Genomic DNA, 16,339 nt, shown 5'->3' with positions numbered 1-16,339 from the left:
ACCGTCGCCTACCACCGGACCTCGAACCCGTCCAGTCCCTCCGGCTTCTCGTACTCCACGTCGACCTCGTCGACGTCGGCCGCCTCGCTCCCCGTCTCGCACCATCCGACCATCTCCTCGACGGCCGCCTCCGCTCCCTCGAAGACGGCCTCGACGCGCCCGTCGTCGAGATTGCGAACCCAGCCGTCGACGCCTCTCTCGCGGGCGGTGTCGCGGGTCGTCGCGCGATAGTAGACGCCCTGCACGCGTCCCGAGACGCACACGTGTGCTCGCGTTCGGTCGGTCATCGGTGGAGGCTGCGTCCGCCGACGATTTAAAAACCGCGGGGGTTGCCGCGCGAGAGCGGTGTGACGCGCGACCCGCAACCGACGACTTCTAACGAACGCCGGCCGACATCGGAGGTATGGACCTGTTCGGAACCGCGGGGATCCGCGGCAGCGCCGAGACCCGCGTGACGCCGGAACTCGCCTTGGCCGTCGGTCGCGCGGTCGCGGCGGAGGTACGGGAGGCCGCTGAAGGAGACGCGACCCCCGAGGTCGTCCTCGCCCGCGACGGGCGCGTGACCGGCCCCGCGATCGCGGCCGCGATGGAGGCAGGGCTCGCGTCCGGCGGAGTCCGGGTGCTTCGGTCCGGACGGCTGCCGACGCCGGCGCTCGCGCACGCCTCGCAGGGGCGGTACGGCGTGATGCTCACGGCCTCGCACAACCCCCCGACGGACAACGGGATCAAGCTGTTCCGGGACGGCAGCGAGTTCGATCGGGAGGCGGAGCGCGCCGTCGAAGAGCGCGTCGCTAGCGAGGAGCCCCCGACGGCGTGGGACGAGTGGACCGAGACGGAGCGCGTCGACACCCTCGGCGGCTACCTCGACGCGGTCCGCGCGTACGCGGAGGGGTTCGGAGACGACCTCGACGGCCTCCGGATCGCGGTCGACTGCGGGAACGGGATGTCCGCGCCCGCGACGCCGAGCGTCCTCCGGGAGCTGGGCGCCGAGGTCGTCACGCTCAACGGGAACATCGACGGCCACTTCCCGGGCCGTGGGAGCAAGCCGACCCCCGAGACCCTGCGAGACCTCCGGGCGTTCATCGCCAACGCCAACGAGGGGGTGGCGGACCCCGGTCTTCCTGACACCGACGGCGACGCCGAGGGGTTCGCCTTCGGAATCGGCCACGACGGCGACTCAGATCGGATCGTGATCGTCGATGACGACGGCGAGGTGGTCCACGAGGACACCGTCCTCGCGCTGCTCGCCGAGCGGTACACCCGCGAGAGCGACGCCGACGACCCGGTAGTCGTGACGACGCCGAACGCCTCGGGCCGGATCGACGAGCGCGTCCGCGAAGCCGGTGGGCGGGTCGAACGCGTTCGACTCGGCGCGCTCCACGAGGGGATCGCGGCGGTGCGGGCGGAGAGCGCACCCGGCGACGACACCCGCGTCGTCTTCGCCGCCGAGCCGTGGAAGCACATTCACGTCGGCTTCGGCGAGTGGATCGACGGGGTCGCCTCGGCGGCCGTCATCGCCCGGCTCGTGGCCGAGTCGGGGCTCGACGCGCTCCGCGAGCCGATCACGGAGCGCCCGTACCGCAAGGTCAGCGTCGACTGCCCCGACGACGCCAAGGCCGGCGCCATGGACCGGCTGGCGACGACCTTGCCGGAGGCGTTCCCCGACGCGACCGTCGACACCGACCACGGGGTCCGACTGGAGTTCGCGGACGCGTCGTGGACGCTGGTGCGCCCCTCCGGCACGGAGCCGTACGTACGGGTGTACGCCGAGAGCGACGCGGTCGACGACCTGGTCGCGAGCGTCGAGGCGGTCGTCGAGGACGCGGTGGGTGCTACCGCGGACGCGTAGCCCGCCGATTGCTCCTTATAAACTACGGACGTGAACACGTTCGGGTGCGACCGGTCTGAGTAGGCGATATTTTTCTGCAGCGCACCGAGAACGTACAATATCGGGGGATCAAGAGCGACGAATTTATGCCGCGCTCCTGCGCCTTTGTAGATGACATGGTATCCGACCTCGATCGGCGGCGGTTCGTCAAAGCGGCAAGCGCAGCGGGCCTCATCGGCCTCGCGGGATGTAGCGGTGGGCCGGGCGACGACGGTTCGGACGGTAACGACTCGACCGATGGCTCGGACGGTTCGGACGGATCTGACGGTTCGGACGGATCCGACGGCGACGACGGGTCGGACGGCGATGACGGCGGGAGCGATCCGGCGGCGAACATCGGGATGGTGTACGCGACCGGTGGCCTCGGCGACGGATCGTTCAACGATCAGGCCCAGCAGGGAGTGATACAGGCGGAAGAGGAGCTGGGCATCTCGTTCCGAGAGGCACAGCCCGACGAGGTAGCGCAGTTCGGCACGTTCCAGCAGCAGTTCGCCGAGTCGACCGACCCGGACTACGACCTGGTGTCTTGTATCGGCTTCCTCCAAGCGGACTCGCTCTCCGACACGGCCGAGTCGTACCCCGACCAGGACTTCATGATCGTCGACTCGGTCGTGGAGGCGGACAACGTCGCGAGCTACACGTTCCAGGAACACGTGGGGTCGTACCTCGGCGGCCTGATGGCGAGCCTGCTCACCACCCGCGACTTCTCGGCGGGTGCGGGGTCGACGTCGGGCGACTCCACGAACGTCGGGTTCGTCGGCGGCGTCGAGTCCGACCTGATCCAGAAGTTCCAGGCCGGGTTCGAGGCGGGAGTCAAGGCCGGCAGCGAAGACGTCGACGTCAGCGTCAACTACACCGGCAGCTTCAACGACCCCGCGGCGGGCCGCGAGGCGGCGACCGCGATGTACAACAGCGGCGCCGACATCGTCTACCACGCGTCGGGCAACACCGGCACCGGCGTCTTCCAGGCCGCACAGGAGCAAGGGAAGTTCGCGATCGGCGTCGACCGCGACCAGTCGGTCACGCGGCCCGACTACGCAGATGTCATCCTCGGAAGCATGGTCAAGCGAGTCGACACGGCCGTCTACAACGCGATCGATGCGACCGTCAACGACGAGTTCCCCGGCGGGTCGATCGTCTCGCTCGGTCCCGACAGCAACGGTGTCGAGTTCGTCTACGGTGACCAGCTCGGCTCCGAGATCCCCCAGGAGGTCAAAGATCAAGTCGCGACCGCACGTGAGGAGATCATCGCCGGAGACATCTCCGTTCCCTCGGAAGTCTAGGGAAGCGGTCCCGCGGACCGACGCCGCTGGTGGCTGCTTCGTCAGTCGACCGCCACGCGTTTTGGTTGATGGATTTTCGTTGATGAGTTTCATTGATGAGTTTCGTTGATGAGTTTCGTTGATGGGTTTTGGTTGGACGATCATCCGTTTCGGGAGCCGTGCGGAGCGATCTATATCCAAACATATTCAGCGTCCCTCGAATCAGTAGGTAGTAGACCAATGGCCTCAGCCGTCCACCTCGACGGGATCACGAAGCGGTTTCCCGGAGTCGTGGCGAACGATAACGTCGACTTAAAAGTCGAACGCGGCACCGTCCACGCCCTCTTAGGTGAGAACGGGGCCGGGAAGACGACGCTGATGAACGTTCTCTACGGCCTCTACGAACCGACGTCGGGGGAGGTCCGGCTCGACGGGGAACCCCACGAGTTCGACTCGCCGCGAGACGCGATCGACGCCGGGATCGGGATGATCCACCAGCACTTCATGCTCGTGGACCCGATGACCGTCACCGAGAACATCACGCTCGGCAACGAGCCGCAGAAGTGGGGCGGGCTGGCCATCGACCGAGCCGAGTCGCGCGAGGCCGTCGTCGACCTCGCAGAGCGCTACGGCTTCGACGTCGATCCGGACGCGCGGATCGAGGACGTCTCGGTCGGCGAACAACAGCGCGTCGAGATCCTGAAGGCGCTGTACCGCGGCGCCGACACGCTGATCTTAGACGAACCGACCGCCGTACTGACTCCCCAAGAGGTCGACGAGCTGTTCGACGTGCTCACCGAGCTCACCGCCCAGGGGAAGACGATCATTTTCATCACGCACAAGCTCGGCGAGGCAATGCGCGCGGCCGACGAGATCTCCGTCCTCCGAGACGGGCGAAAGGTCGGGGCCGTCGACGCGAACGCGACGAGCCAAGCGGAGCTCGCAGAGCTGATGGTCGGTCGCGAGGTCCTCTTGGACGTCGACCACGGGACCGCGGAGACCGGCGAGGTCGTCGCTTCGGTCTCGGACATCGTCGTCGAGGACGATCGCGGGGTCCGAGCGGTTAGCGACATCTCTTTCGAGGTCCGGGGCGGCGAGGTGTTCGGTATCGCCGGCGTGGACGGTAACGGCCAGTCCGAACTCGTCGAGGCGGTGACAGGGCTTCGGACCCCCGACGCGGGCGAGATCCGGTTCCGCGGCGAGGATGTCACAACCGCCTCGCGGCGACAGCGGATCGAGGCCGGGATGGCGTACATCCCCGAGGACCGTCAAGAGCGCGGACTGGTGATGGAGTTCGACTTGGTCGAGAACGGACTCCTGGGCAGCCAACACGGCACCCAACTCGCCGCCAACGGTCGGATCGACTGGTCGAAGACGCGGCAGCACGCAGAGTCGATTATCGACGAGTACGACGTCCGACCGCCGAACGCCGGCACCGACGCGGAGTCGCTCTCCGGCGGCAACCAGCAGAAGTTCATCGTGGGTCGAGAGTTCGAGCGCAACCCCGAACTGGTCGTCGCCTCGCACCCGACGCGGGGCGTCGACGTCGGGTCGATCGAGTTCATCCACGAGCGGCTCCTCGAGCTCCGCGAGCAGGGCGTGGCGATCCTTCTGGTCTCCTCGAAGCTGGAGGAGGTCCAGGGACTCTCTGACCGCCTGGCCGTCGTCTACGAGGGCGAGTTTACCGACGTGGTCGACCCGAACGACACGACCGAGGAGGAACTCGGCCTGCTGATGTCCGGGGAGCGGCCGGGAGACGACGGCGGAGGCGAGGGCGGACCGGGAGACGACGGCGGAGGCGAGGACGCGGACGGACCTGACCGAGACACGCCGGCGGACCTCACGGATGCCGCGGACGGTGAGCGGGCATGAGCGCCGGCGACCGCGCGCGCGACGCGCTCTCTCGGCTCGTCGACGCGTCCGCGACCGAGCGGATCCTGATCAGCACGGCGGCGCTCGTCCTCTCCGTCCTCATCGGTGCGGTGTTGGTGCTCGTGGCCGGTCGCATGACGACGTGTACCGCCGGCGAAGCGGTGTACTACTTCGGTACCGGGTTCTGTTACGACCCCGTTGTCGTCTTCGACCGCCTCTTCCTCGGGGCGCTCGGCGACCCGTTCAGCGGGAACTGGTCGCCGAACGGGCAGTTCTCCGTCACGCTTCGGGAGTCGACCTTGTTGCTCTTCACCGGGCTCTCCGTCGCGGTGGCGTTCCGTGCGGGGATATTTAACATCGGGACACAGGGGCAGATGGTCGTCGGCGCGCTGGCGACCGCCCTCGGCGTCCTTTGGGCGTCCTCGCTTGTGACTGGCGTCCTCGGAACCGTCGTGTTGATCCCGTTCGGGCTCCTCGTCGGTGCGGTGTTCGGGGGACTCTACGGCGCGATTCCGGGGCTGTTGAAGGCGTACGCCGAAGCCAACGAGGTGATCACGACGATCATGCTCAACTTCATCGCCACCGGCGTCGCGCTGTATCTGGTCAGCGGGATCTTCAAAGATCCCGAGAGCGCCGCGAATCAGACCGTGCCGCTCCCGGAGTTCGCGCAGTTTCCGGCGCTGCTGTTCGGTGCCCGACAGGACTTCTCGATCGTCGCGCTCGGGTTCGGGCTCCTCGCCGTCGCCGCGCTGTACTACGTCCTCGAACACACGGCCTTCGGGTACGACGTCCGCACGAGCGGCGTCCAGCCGGAGGCGGCCGAGTACGGCGGCGTCGACGCCAAACGCACTATCGTCGCGAGCCTGACGCTGTCGGGTGCGCTCGGCGGGATCGCCGGCGCGATGTACGTGATGATGGTGCTCGGGACGTTCCAGACGGGGATCCCCGCCTACGGGTTCGACGGGATCACGGTCTCGATCCTCGCCGGCAACAACCCGCTCGGCGTCGGTATCGCCGCGCTGCTGTTCGGCGTCTTAAAGAGCGGAACGACTGTCGTCCAGTTCGCGACCGACGTCCCGCCGCAGCTCGTGGGCGTCCTCCGCGGGCTCATCATCTTGTTCGTCGCGATGCCGGAGTTCTTCCGGCTGCTGGCCCGCGGACTGCCGGGGACCGGATCGAGGGAGAAAGCGGTCGCGACCGACGGTGGCACGGCGGGCGGCCACGGGGGTGAGACTGATGAGTGACGCGCCCGCGGACCGCGCCGACGCCGATGCCGCCGCCGGGAACGCCGAGAAAGAGGGATTCCTCGAGCGGTACACGAACCGGGCGCTCTTCGCCGCCGCGACAGTAGGCTCCGTCGTCGCGCTGCTTCTCGCCGGGCTGCTGTTCCCGGACTCGCTGGCCGGCACACTCGCGGACGCGCTCACGAGCCGGAACACCCTCGCGGCGGCCTTACGGCTGTCCGTGCCGATCGCGTTCGCCGCCCTCGGCGGGATCTTCGCCGAGAAGTCGGGCGTGATCAACATCGGACTGGAGGGGTTCCTGATCATCTCGGCGTTCAGCGCCATCTACGTCGCCGACGTCACCGGCGGGGTCTGGATCGGCTTCGCCGGCGGGGTGGTCGCGAGCACGCTGCTCGCGGCGCTGTTCGCCGTCGTGACGATCGGGTTCCGCGCGGACCAGATCATCGCCGGGCTCGCGGTCTGGCTCATCGCGCTCGGACTCGCGCCGTTCGCCTCGCAGGTGATCTACTCGAGCCCGAACACCCCGACCGTCGCGACGACGGGCACCATCACGGTGCCGGTGCTCGCCGATATCCCGTTCTTCGGCGCGCTCTTCTCGGCGTCGCCGTCGGTGTACCTGCTGTTTGCCGCCGTCTTCGGCTCGTGGTACGTCTTCGAGCGGACGGCGTTCGGGCGATGGATCCGCGCCAGCGGCGAGAACCCGAAGGCGCTCGACACCGCCGGGGTAAGCGTCACCCACGTTCGGTACGCGGCGGTGTTGATCTCGGGCGTGCTCGCGGGGATGGGCGGTGCGGCGCTGTCGCTCGATCTCGGCCAGTTCACCGGCAACGGCCCGACGATGGTCAACGGGAAGGGGTTCATCGCCATCGTGGCGTACCTGTTCGGCAACTACAACCCGGTCGGGGCGTTCCTCTCGACGATGTTGTTTGCGGGATTAGACGCGGTACAGACCGTCCTCCAGCTACAGGGTATCGGGATCCCCCGACAGCTCATCCGGGTCACGCCGTTCGTGGTGGTCATCCTCGTCCTCGCGTTAGTCGGTCGGACGCGGCTCCCGGAGGCGGCCGGCGAGCACTACGAGACCGAGGAGTGAGGAAGCGCGACCCGGCCGTCTCTGCCCGTGTCGTCCCGGAAGCGACCGAATCGGGAACAAAGAGTTTTGCCACAGGAGCGACCACGCACGTGGTATGAGCATCGACGAGTACGACGTCGTCGTGGCGGGCGCCGGGACCGCCGGCTGTTACGCGGCCGCGACGATCGCAAACGAGGGGCTCGACGTCGTCATCGTCGAGCGGAAAGACGCGGAGGAGGCCGGCCACATCGCCTGCGGCGATGCGTTAAAAGGGGCCGACGCCTTCCCCGAGGCGATTCCGAAAGACCGGCTGGAGCCGGCGTTCACGAACACCGGCGTCGACCACGGGCGCTTCGAGATCCCGCAGGAGGACACGGTTCTCGAGATCCCGGTTCCGGGCGAACTCGCCGTCATCGACCGCTGGGAGTACGGCCGGCAGATCCTCTCGGCCGCCGAGGACGCCGGAGTCGAGTTCCACTACGACACCGTTATCAACGACGTGGTCCAGACCGACAACGGGCGGGTCACGGGGCTGCGCGCCAAGCGCAAGGGCGATCCGGTGACCTACGAGTCGGACCTCGTCATCGACGGCGCCGGCTCGCTGTCGCTGCTCCAAGATAAGGCCGACTTCGAGGGGACGACGTTCGACACCAACGTCCGGTACTCGCAGTTCTGCTCGGCGTACCGCGAGATCGTCGAGGTCCCGGAGCCGGTCGAGTGGGACGACGCCTTGGTGTTCAAGGCGACCGACCGCGCCGCGGGCTACCTCTGGTACTTCCCGCGGACGAGCACGGAGATCAACGTCGGGCTCGGCTTCCAGATGAACGAGGAGCCGATGCAGCTCGTCGAGGCGCTGAAACGCGACCTCCGGAACCGCCCCGAGTTCGAGGGCGCGGAGGTCAAAGACAAGCTCGGCGCCGCGCTCCCGACCCGCCGCCCGTACGACTCGGCGGTCGCGCCGGGGTACATGGCGGTCGGCGACGCCGCGGGCCACGTCAACCCGACCACCGGCGGCGGTATCGCCGGCGCGGCGTACGCGGGCAAGTACGCCGGCGAGCAGGCGGTGAAGGCCGTCTCCGACGGCGACGTGAGCGAGGAGAACCTCTGGCGGTACAACACCCGCGTCATGGACCACTTCGGCGGTCGCTACGCCGGGCTCGATGTGTACAACGTACTCGCGACCGCGGTCGACGTGGACGACCTGATGGGCCTGCTCGCGTCGCTGCCGGGCGAGAAGCTCGCCGAGGCGCTGTACGAGGGCTCGACGTCGATGTCGTTCGGCCTCAAGCTGAAGGCGGCGATCAAGAGCTTCGGGTACTGGGGGACGATCCGGAACTTCTACCAGACGAAGTCGCTCGCGGACGAGCTGCTCGACCACTACGGCGCGTATCCCACCAGCCCCGCCGCGATGGCGAACTGGACGGGCGAGCGCGACGCGATCATGGACCGGATCTACGAGACGACCGGCGCGGACGCGAAGTACTGAGTCGGGGGCTAATCGCCGATTCCGGTGTTCGCCACAGTCACGGTTTTCACGGTCGCGTCTCGGCGACGCGTCGGATCGCGCCCGCGAGCACGTCGATCCCGATCTGGATGTCGGCTTCGATCACGTTGAACGTGCTCGTGTGATGGCCGCCGGGGTGATCGGTGCCGACGCCGACGTAGCAGGCGAGCCCGCCGCGTGTCTGGACCGACTGCATCAGGTACGTGGCGTCCTCGGAGCCGCCCAGATCGGCGCGGTCGACAATTTCGGAGACTCCGTCGACTCCGTCGGCGACCTCGCCGACGATCCCGGCGAGCGCGTCGTCGCTCGTCGCGCTCGGGGCTTCACCCTTCGTCGAAACCTCGACCTCGCAGTCGTGCATCTCGGCGGCCGACTCCAGGATTCGGTCGGCGTGCTGGGACATGTACGCTTCCAGCTCGGTCGTCGCGCCGCGAAGCTCGCCCTCGATGTACGACTCCTCCGGGATGACGTTCGTCCCCGTGCCGCCGCCGACGAGCCCGGCGTTCACCCGGGTCGGGCCGTCGGCGTGACGGGGGATCGCGTAGAGGTTCTGGACCGCCGCCGCCATCGCTTGCACGGTGTTTCGACCCCGCTCTGGACGCGCCCCCGCGTGCGACGGCTCGCCGGTGAACTCCGCGAGGAAGTGTCGCACGGCGAGGAACCCGTCGACGCCGCAGACGACCTCGCCGGAGGGGTGATCTAAGCCGACGTGGACCGCATAGAGGTAGTCCACGTCGTCGAGGTGGCCCGACTCCGCCATCGGCTTGCCGCCCGCGACCTGCTCTTCGCCCGGCTGGAAGAACACCTTGAGCGTGCCGGAGAAGTCGGAGTCGAGGACCGCGTCGAGGGCCCCGAGCCCCATCGTCGCGTGCGCGTCGTGGCCGCAGGCGTGCATGTACCCCTCCCGCTCCGAGCGGAACCCCTCGGCGGCGGGGACGTGGTCGTCGGCTTCGGACTCGGGAACCGGGAGCGCGTCGATGTCGACTCGGAGCCCGACCACGGGGCCGGGACCGCGCTCGGCGACCGCGACGCAGCCGGTGTAGCCGCCCGAGAGCCGGTCGACGATCTCCGGGTCCGCACCCGCGTCGCGGGCGCGTTGCTCCCACTCGGCCAGCTCCTCGTCGTCGGGGACGTTCATGCGGTCGTCGGTCGCCAGCGCGTCCGGGCCGACGTGCAGCTCCGTGAGGTCGCGCTCGCAGAGCTCCGTCACGATTCTGGCTGTCGTGTAGAACTCACACCACGCGGGCTCGGGGTGACGGTGTAAGTCGCGGCGGAACGCGCGGTACGCGTCGTCGTCGAGTGCGCTCATGGGCATCGGTGGCTGCGGGGGTGCTTAAAAGGTCGCGTGGCGGGGAATGAACGCCGCGAGACGCCACTGCGAGCCGTCCCGGTCAGTTCCGGTCTGACTCGATCCGATCGGCTTTGGCTCGGTCAGTCCCGGCGGTGTCCGAGCGGCTTCTTCTGGTCGACCTCGACTTCGACGTGGATCGAGTCGGGGAAGTCGCGACCGACGACCTTGCGGGCGATGTCGTCCGCGCCGTGAATCTCCATCGAGCGCTTGTACACGTCGTAGCTCCACGGCGAGAACTCGTCGCCGGCGCGGAGCTGTTTATAAAGGGGGACGCGGACGGTCTCGGCGGGCGTGGCGTGCGGGCCCTTACACTCCGCGCCCTTGCGTTCGAGCGTCGATTTGAGCTCCTGAACCGTCTCGGCGAGTACGTCGCGGTCGCCGGAGGCGAAAGAAAGTTTCGTGACGAAGGTCATGGGGGTCGTCAGTGGATGGTGGCCCGAGGAGTAAAAACGCATCTACCGAGCGCGGGAGGCTACATCCAACACCGAGAGAGACGTATAAAAACCACTACGGCAGGCGATTAACGCCCCGCAAATCGGTCGAAGAGGGCCGTAACGGCCAGTGATTTTGTGACTCCGACACCCTCTTTAGGGGTGGTGGCTTACCTGACGCTAATGACGGTCGAAGCGACCAGCGCTGGAGCCATCCTCTTCCGCGACACCCGCGGCGAACGGGAGTACTTACTCCTGAAGAGCCGGCCGGGGGACTGGGAGTTCCCCAAAGGCGGGGTCGAGGGGGACGAGGAGCTCCAGCAGACGGCGATACGGGAGGTCGGCGAGGAGGCTGGGATCGAGGATTTCCGGCTGATCGACGGCTTCCGCAAGGAGTACGACTACGTGTTCGAGGCGAACGGCAACACCATCCACAAGACGGTTCACCTGTTCATCGCGCGCTCCTTCGAGGCGAGCGCCGAGATCTCGAACGAACACCGCGACCTGCAGTGGCGCGACTACGCCCAAGCGCTCAACACGATCACGCAGACGGGTCCCCGAGAGATCCTCGAAGACGCCCACGAGTACCTCGACGAGCGGAAAGACGAGGACACGGGCGAGTACGTCTGACTGTCGGGCGCCACGCGGCAGTTCGTTTTTTATACCGGCGTCGATTACCGCAACCGTGACCCCGGACGCCGAGTTCGGCTACGAGCTCTTGGTCTGTCGGTACGCCGAACTGGCGTGGCATCCCGGCGAAGAGCCGCGTCCGGCGGTCGTCGCCCGCCAGCTCGGTACCAAGGAGCGCCGCTGGGACACGGTCGTGATCGAAGTCGACCCGGCGGCGTTCGCGGTCCGCCGCGCGTTCGGCGACCGGACTATCGACTCCGACCTCCTCCACGTCGTGCGCCACGCCCCCGCCGAGTGGGCGTGGTACCGCGACGCGCTCCCGCACCCCGGCTACCCGTGGCGCTACGTCCGGCAGGCGGTCCACCGCGCGGCCGGCCGGGACCTGATCGAGAAGCGCCGTCGGAACAACCGGATACAGCTCCGCCGCGTGCGACCGTACCCGGACTGGGTCGAGCGGATCGTCGCGATCGAGAACAAGCCCGACCTGGACCGCTCCGCGGCCGATCGGCTCGCCGACCAGCTCAACCACGACATCGAGACCGGCCTCGCCGACGAGGCGTGGCTCGCCACCGAGACGACCGGCGAGCGCGTCGAGCCGGCCCTGCTCCGCGAGATGCCGGTCGAGGCGGGCATCCTCGCGACCGACTTCGAGAGCGGCGTCCGCGCCGACGCGGTCGACGTGGCGTGGCACCCGAGCGATCTGGCGCCCGCGGGAGGCGAGCGTCGCGACCCCGAGACGGAGACGCTGCGGCTGGAGATCGCCGAGCGGGCGTACGGGAAGGGGTGGCGCTCCTTCCACGAGACGATGCGGCCGGACTGCCGCCACTTCGAACTCCGCAGCGAGGGTCGGGCCCTCGTTCCGTACTGCGCGGCCAAGCAGAAGACCCCGACCGCACGAGAGTGTTCGGGCTCGTGCCCGTCGTTCTCCCCCGAGCCGCCCCAGTGGCGGACGAAGGGGTGGCCGATCGAGGGCGGCCCGGGGAAGGGGTTCAAGCGGGTCTTGGAGCGGCGACGAGAGCGGGAACGCGACCGGATCGCCGACGGCGACGGTGACTGACCGCCCTCGCAACGGCGACGGTGACTGACCGCCCTCGCGACGACTCGGCCTACGACAGCGCCGCCGCCAGCTTCTCGACCGGGTGCGGCGGCTCGGGGGCGCCGCCGTCGCGCTCCTTCAGTTGGCTCCGGCAGGAGGCGCCGGGCGCGATGACCTCGTCGCCGTCGCTCTCGTCGATCTGATCGAAGAGGATCCGACCGATCGCCTTGCTCATCGAGTAGTGCTCGGCCTCGTAGCCGAACGAGCCCGCCATCCCGCAACAGGAGGAGTCGAGCGGGTCGACCCCGTAGCCGGCGCGCCGGAGCACGCCGACCGCGTGGTGGTCCTTCTTGGTCGCCTTCTGGTGGCAGTGACCGTGGTAGGTGAGCGACTCGGTGGGCGCGTCGAGAGAGAGGTCCTCGTCGAGCCGGTGGGCGTCGACGTACTCCATGATCCCGTAAGCGTTCTCCGAGACGGTCGCCACGTCGGCGTCGGGCACGTCGCTGACGTCGCCGTCGAGCAGGTCGTGGTAGTCGGTCTGGAGCATCACGGCGTCGGTGGGCTCGACGACGACCACGTCCCAGCCGTCGGCCGCGTCCGGCGCGAGCGTCTCGACCGCGGCTTCGGCGGCCTTCCGCGATTCGTCGAGCATCCCTTTCGAGTGCGGCGGGCGACCGCTCCCGTCCACGTCCGGGATCCGGATGTGGCAGTTCGCGGCCTCCAGTACCCGCACCGCGGCCTTCCCCGCGCCGGGGTTCGTGTAGGTGGTGTACACGTCGGGGAACAGCAGTACGTCGCGGTCGGCCTCGGCGCGGGGGACGCCGGCACCGCCGCGGGCCTCGAACCAGTCGGTCAGGCTCTCCGAGCGGAAGGTCGGGAGCTCGCGTTCCCTCGCGATCCCGAGGACCTTCTCCGCGAGGAGCCCGGCTCCCGGGAGCTTCCCGGGAATGTTCGAGAGCGGCGCGAGCGTCGAGCCGATCGGCGCCAACCGCTCGAAGTTGCCGAGCAATCGGGTCCGGAGGTCGATCCCGTGTTCCTCGTGGTGGGCGTGTTCGACCTCGGCTTTGAGCTTCGCCATGTCGACCCCGCTCGGGCAGTCCTTCTTACACCCCTTACAGCCGACACAGAGGTCCATCACCTCGGTGACGAACTCGTCGTCGGTCGGGTCGTCGGGGAGTTCGCCGCTGATGGCGCCGCGGAGCATGTTCGCCCGGCCGCGGGTCGCCTGTATCTCCTCTTCGGAGGCGCGGTAGGTCGGGCACATCACGCCCCCGGTGGTCTCCTGTGGGCCGCGGCAGCCGCCGCAGCCGTGACAGAGCTCGACCATCCCCTGCATCCCGTTGTCGACCGCCCACTCCATCGCGGGGTCGAAGCCGGCGTCGAACTGGTACTCCGAGTCGAACCGGAGGTTCTCGCCCATGTCGAAGTCGCCGCAGACGTTTCCGGGGTTGAGCAGCCAGTCGGGGTCGAAGGCGGTCTTCAGCTCGCGGAACGACTCCCAGAGGTCGTCGCCGTACAGCTTCCGGTTCCACTGGGTCCGGGCGCGGCCGTCGCCGTGCTCGCCCGACACGGACCCGCCGAGCCGGACCACGGCGTCGGTGACGCGGTCGGCGATGTCGAGCATCGCCTCCACGTCGTCGACCTCCTTCGTGTTGATCAGCGGTCGGATGTGGAGCACGCCCGGGCCGGCGTGCGCGTAGAACGTCGCGAAGGTGTCGTTGTCCTCGAGGATCTCCTGGAACTCTCGGGTGTACTCCGGGAGGTGTTCCGGGGGAATCGCGCAGTCTTCGATGAAGGAGATGTGCTTTTCGTCGGTGGTGCGCGACAGGAGGATCGGGAGCCCCGACTTCCGCATTTTCCAGAACCGGTCGCGGTCCTCGGGGTCGTGCGCCTCCATCGCGTCGACCGCGCGGCGCGGCTGGCTCGTGAGGTCGGCCGCGCCCTCGCTCGGCTCGGACTCGGTCTCGGCTCGGACTCGATCGTCCGTTTCACCCACCCGGTCCGCGATGAGGTCGGCGACCTTCTGTTGCCCCTCGGCGTCGCTCTCGGCGTAGAACTCGACGAGAAGCACGGAGTCGGTGCCGTCGGGCAACATCCCGACGACGTCCTCGAACTCGGGCGTCTCGGTGGCGAGGCCCAAGAGCACGTCGTCCATGACCTCCACGGCGGCCGGGTCGTGTTCGAGGATCGGTGCCACGTCCTCCATCGCGTCGAGGAGGTCCCCGTACGTCAGGAGCGCGACGGCCTTCGTGTCCGGGATCTCGACGAGCGAGACGGTCGCTTCGGTGACCGTCGCGAGCGTCCCCTCGCTGCCCGCCATGAGCCGCCCGAGGTTGACGACGCCCTCCTCGCCGTACTCGCCGCGGTACTCGGCGAGCAGCCGGTCGAGGTTGTAGCCGGAGACGTTCCGTTTCATCTCCGGGAAGCGCTCGTCGATCGCGTCCGCTTCCTCGTCGAGGATTCGAACGATTTCGGCGTGAATTCGCGGGAGGAGGTCGTCGGCGTCGGCGTTCGCGGACTCCCGCAGCTCCTCGACGGCGACCTCCCCGAACGTCGTCACCGTCCCGTCCGCGAGGACGACTTCCAGTTCCTCGACGTAGTGGTCCGTCTTCCCGTACTTCAGCGAGTGGGCCCCGGTGGAGTTGTTGCCGATCGCGCCGCCGAGTGCGGACTTGTCGCGCCACGCCGGATCGGGCGCGAATTTGAGCCCGTGGGGCTCGACCGCGGCGTTGAGATCGCCGACGTACGCCCCTGCCTGCGCCCGAGCGGTCCCGGCGTCCGGGTCCGTCGACAGCACCTCGTCCATCGAGTCGGTGAGATCGAGGACGACCGCCTCGTTGACGGTCTGGCCCGCGAGCGACGTGCCGCCCCCGCGGGGCAACACCGGTATCTCCGCTTCGTAACAGTACTCGTGGACCGCCGCCACGTCCGCCGTCGACTCCGGGATCACGACGCCGATCGGCGTGACCTCGTACGCCGAGGCGTCGGTCGCGTACAGGCGCTTCGAGTACTCGTCGAACCGCACGTCACCGTCGACCCGGCGTTTCAGCGCGTCCACGAGGTCCGGTCGCTCAACTGCGCCGCCAGTGTAATCGAAGTCTCCCCCGTCCCGCGGATCCGGGTCCGGCGTGTGAGTCGCCATGTGAACCTCTCACGGTCGGACCCTGATAAATCTCCCCCAGTCGTCGAGTCGTGAGAATCCGCCCTCTCGGAGCGCGGGGAGCCCGAGTACGGGAGTGAACCAGACGCGGGGCCGACGGGAAACGACACGGGCACGTCTGACGGGCGTCGTTCGACAACGAACGCTTAATAGGCGCGCTCGTGACCGTATTGCATATGAACGCTGCTCCGGAGGAACTCACGTCTCTCGTCGGTCGCGAGGTGTACTCGAACAACGGCGTCTTCGTCGGCGAGATCGAGGACGTGCGTCTCGACCTGGACGCGCAGGCGGTGACCGGGCTCGCGCTGGCGCAGCTCAACCACGAGCTGTTCGCTAGCCGCGTCGAGGGGAACACCGGCGTCATCCTCCCGTACCGCTGGGTCCGAGCCGTCGGCGACGTGGTCCTGATAAACGATATTATCGAACGTTTTGACACCGGGAGCGAAGAACCCGACGCAGAGGGAGAAATCGAGATCTAGCGCCGGCCCGTCAGAACGGAAGCGCGTCCCGCAGGCTCGTGAGGAGTCCGACACCTTCCTGTCGCTTCCGGTCGAACACCGGGTACAGCGCGTCGAGGAACTCCGTCTCGTTCTCGAACCGGGTCTGTGGCACCTGATCGAGGGCCTCCTCGAGGGTGATCGTCCGGCTGTTGGCGTCGTAGGGGATCTCACGGTTCCCGAGGGCGTCGAGGATCTCTTCGCCCGTCGCCGGGAACGACACGTCCGCCTCATCGATGTGTTCGTCGAGCACGGCGATACCGAACTCGATCGCGTCCGGCTCTGAGGCTCCGCCGCTGGGTGGGCGTGCTGCCATTACCGGACGATACTTGCCCGAGGCTTTTTAAACCCATGCTCGGAGGACCGGCGGGCGCTCGCCGCACTCGAGGGTC

The 16,339-nt window shown here is 68.2% G+C and carries 14 protein-coding genes; 9 read left to right on the top strand and 5 right to left on the bottom strand.

Annotation, left to right across the window (positions count from 1 at the left end; translation table 11 throughout):
* Positions 1–8 precede the first annotated feature (8 nt).
* Positions 9–287: an acylphosphatase gene (locus ACNS88_RS14710; RefSeq protein WP_435099173.1), complete on the bottom strand. Its 279-nt coding sequence runs from the start codon at positions 285–287 to the stop codon at positions 9–11.
* A gap of 116 nt (positions 288–403) precedes the next feature.
* Between ACNS88_RS14710 and ACNS88_RS14705 the strand changes: the two genes are divergently transcribed.
* The 6 genes from ACNS88_RS14705 to ACNS88_RS14680 all read left to right on the top strand — a co-directional run bounded on the left by ACNS88_RS14705 (position 404) and on the right by ACNS88_RS14680 (position 8,824).
* Complete coding sequence (locus ACNS88_RS14705; RefSeq protein WP_435099171.1) at positions 404–1,849, top strand: phosphohexomutase domain-containing protein; 1,446 nt, start codon at positions 404–406, stop codon at positions 1,847–1,849.
* A 155-nt stretch (positions 1,850–2,004) separates the two neighbouring features.
* Positions 2,005–3,171 carry a BMP family lipoprotein gene (locus ACNS88_RS14700; RefSeq protein ID WP_435099169.1) on the top strand — a complete coding sequence of 389 codons (1,167 nt, stop codon included), beginning with the start codon at positions 2,005–2,007 and terminating at the stop codon, positions 3,169–3,171.
* Positions 3,172–3,390: 219 nt separating this feature from the next.
* A complete protein-coding gene (locus tag ACNS88_RS14695; RefSeq protein ID WP_435099167.1) occupies positions 3,391–5,022 on the top strand; it encodes an ABC transporter ATP-binding protein in 1,632 nt (543 codons plus the stop codon).
* Positions 5,019–6,266, top strand: coding sequence for an ABC transporter permease (locus tag ACNS88_RS14690; protein WP_435099165.1), 1,248 nt, complete (start codon positions 5,019–5,021; stop codon positions 6,264–6,266). The genes ACNS88_RS14695 and ACNS88_RS14690 overlap by 4 nt, the downstream gene beginning before the upstream one ends.
* Complete coding sequence (locus tag ACNS88_RS14685) at positions 6,259–7,359, top strand: ABC transporter permease (RefSeq protein WP_435099163.1); 1,101 nt, start codon at positions 6,259–6,261, stop codon at positions 7,357–7,359. Before ACNS88_RS14690 ends, ACNS88_RS14685 begins: the two co-directional genes overlap by 8 nt.
* Before the next feature lie 94 nt (positions 7,360–7,453).
* On the top strand, positions 7,454–8,824 hold the full coding sequence (locus ACNS88_RS14680) for a geranylgeranyl reductase family protein (protein WP_435099161.1): 1,371 nt from the start codon (positions 7,454–7,456) through the stop codon (positions 8,822–8,824).
* A gap of 46 nt (positions 8,825–8,870) precedes the next feature.
* Here the strand turns inward: ACNS88_RS14680 and ACNS88_RS14675 are convergent, their stop codons facing one another.
* Together ACNS88_RS14675 and ACNS88_RS14670 are read right to left on the bottom strand one after the other, a co-directional pair.
* Positions 8,871–10,151: an amidohydrolase gene (locus ACNS88_RS14675; RefSeq protein WP_435099159.1), complete on the bottom strand. Its 1,281-nt coding sequence runs from the start codon at positions 10,149–10,151 to the stop codon at positions 8,871–8,873.
* Positions 10,152–10,273: 122 nt separating this feature from the next.
* A complete protein-coding gene (locus ACNS88_RS14670; RefSeq protein ID WP_435099157.1) occupies positions 10,274–10,606 on the bottom strand; it encodes a 30S ribosomal protein S10 in 333 nt (110 codons plus the stop codon).
* A gap of 201 nt (positions 10,607–10,807) precedes the next feature.
* Between ACNS88_RS14670 and ACNS88_RS14665 the strand changes: the two genes are divergently transcribed.
* Positions 10,808–11,254 carry a bis(5'-nucleosyl)-tetraphosphatase gene (locus tag ACNS88_RS14665; protein WP_435099155.1) on the top strand — a complete coding sequence of 149 codons (447 nt, stop codon included), beginning with the start codon at positions 10,808–10,810 and terminating at the stop codon, positions 11,252–11,254.
* A 55-nt stretch (positions 11,255–11,309) separates the two neighbouring features.
* Entirely contained in the window at positions 11,310–12,311 is a 1,002-nt protein-coding gene (locus ACNS88_RS14660; RefSeq protein WP_435099153.1) for a DUF5787 family protein, read from the top strand.
* Between the two features lie 49 nt (positions 12,312–12,360).
* Here ACNS88_RS14660 and ACNS88_RS14655 read toward each other — a convergent pair whose 3' ends face one another.
* Positions 12,361–15,432: an FAD-binding and (Fe-S)-binding domain-containing protein gene (locus ACNS88_RS14655; RefSeq protein WP_435099151.1), complete on the bottom strand. Its 3,072-nt coding sequence runs from the start codon at positions 15,430–15,432 to the stop codon at positions 12,361–12,363.
* A gap of 194 nt (positions 15,433–15,626) precedes the next feature.
* On the opposite strand from ACNS88_RS14655, the gene ACNS88_RS14650 reads away from it, so the two are divergent.
* A complete protein-coding gene (locus ACNS88_RS14650; RefSeq protein ID WP_435099149.1) occupies positions 15,627–15,929 on the top strand; it encodes a PRC-barrel domain-containing protein in 303 nt (100 codons plus the stop codon).
* A 10-nt stretch (positions 15,930–15,939) separates the two neighbouring features.
* On the opposite strand, the gene ACNS88_RS14645 is transcribed toward ACNS88_RS14650, so the two are convergent.
* Positions 15,940–16,263 carry a DUF5789 family protein gene (locus ACNS88_RS14645; RefSeq protein WP_435099147.1) on the bottom strand — a complete coding sequence of 108 codons (324 nt, stop codon included), beginning with the start codon at positions 16,261–16,263 and terminating at the stop codon, positions 15,940–15,942.
* Positions 16,264–16,339: the final 76 nt, after the last annotated feature.

Origin of the sequence: Halorubrum shenae, from assembly GCF_051194165.1 — an archaeon.
Lineage (GTDB): Archaea > Halobacteriota > Halobacteria > Halobacteriales > Haloferacaceae > Halorubrum.
This window is presented reverse-complemented; position numbering and strand designations above follow the sequence as displayed.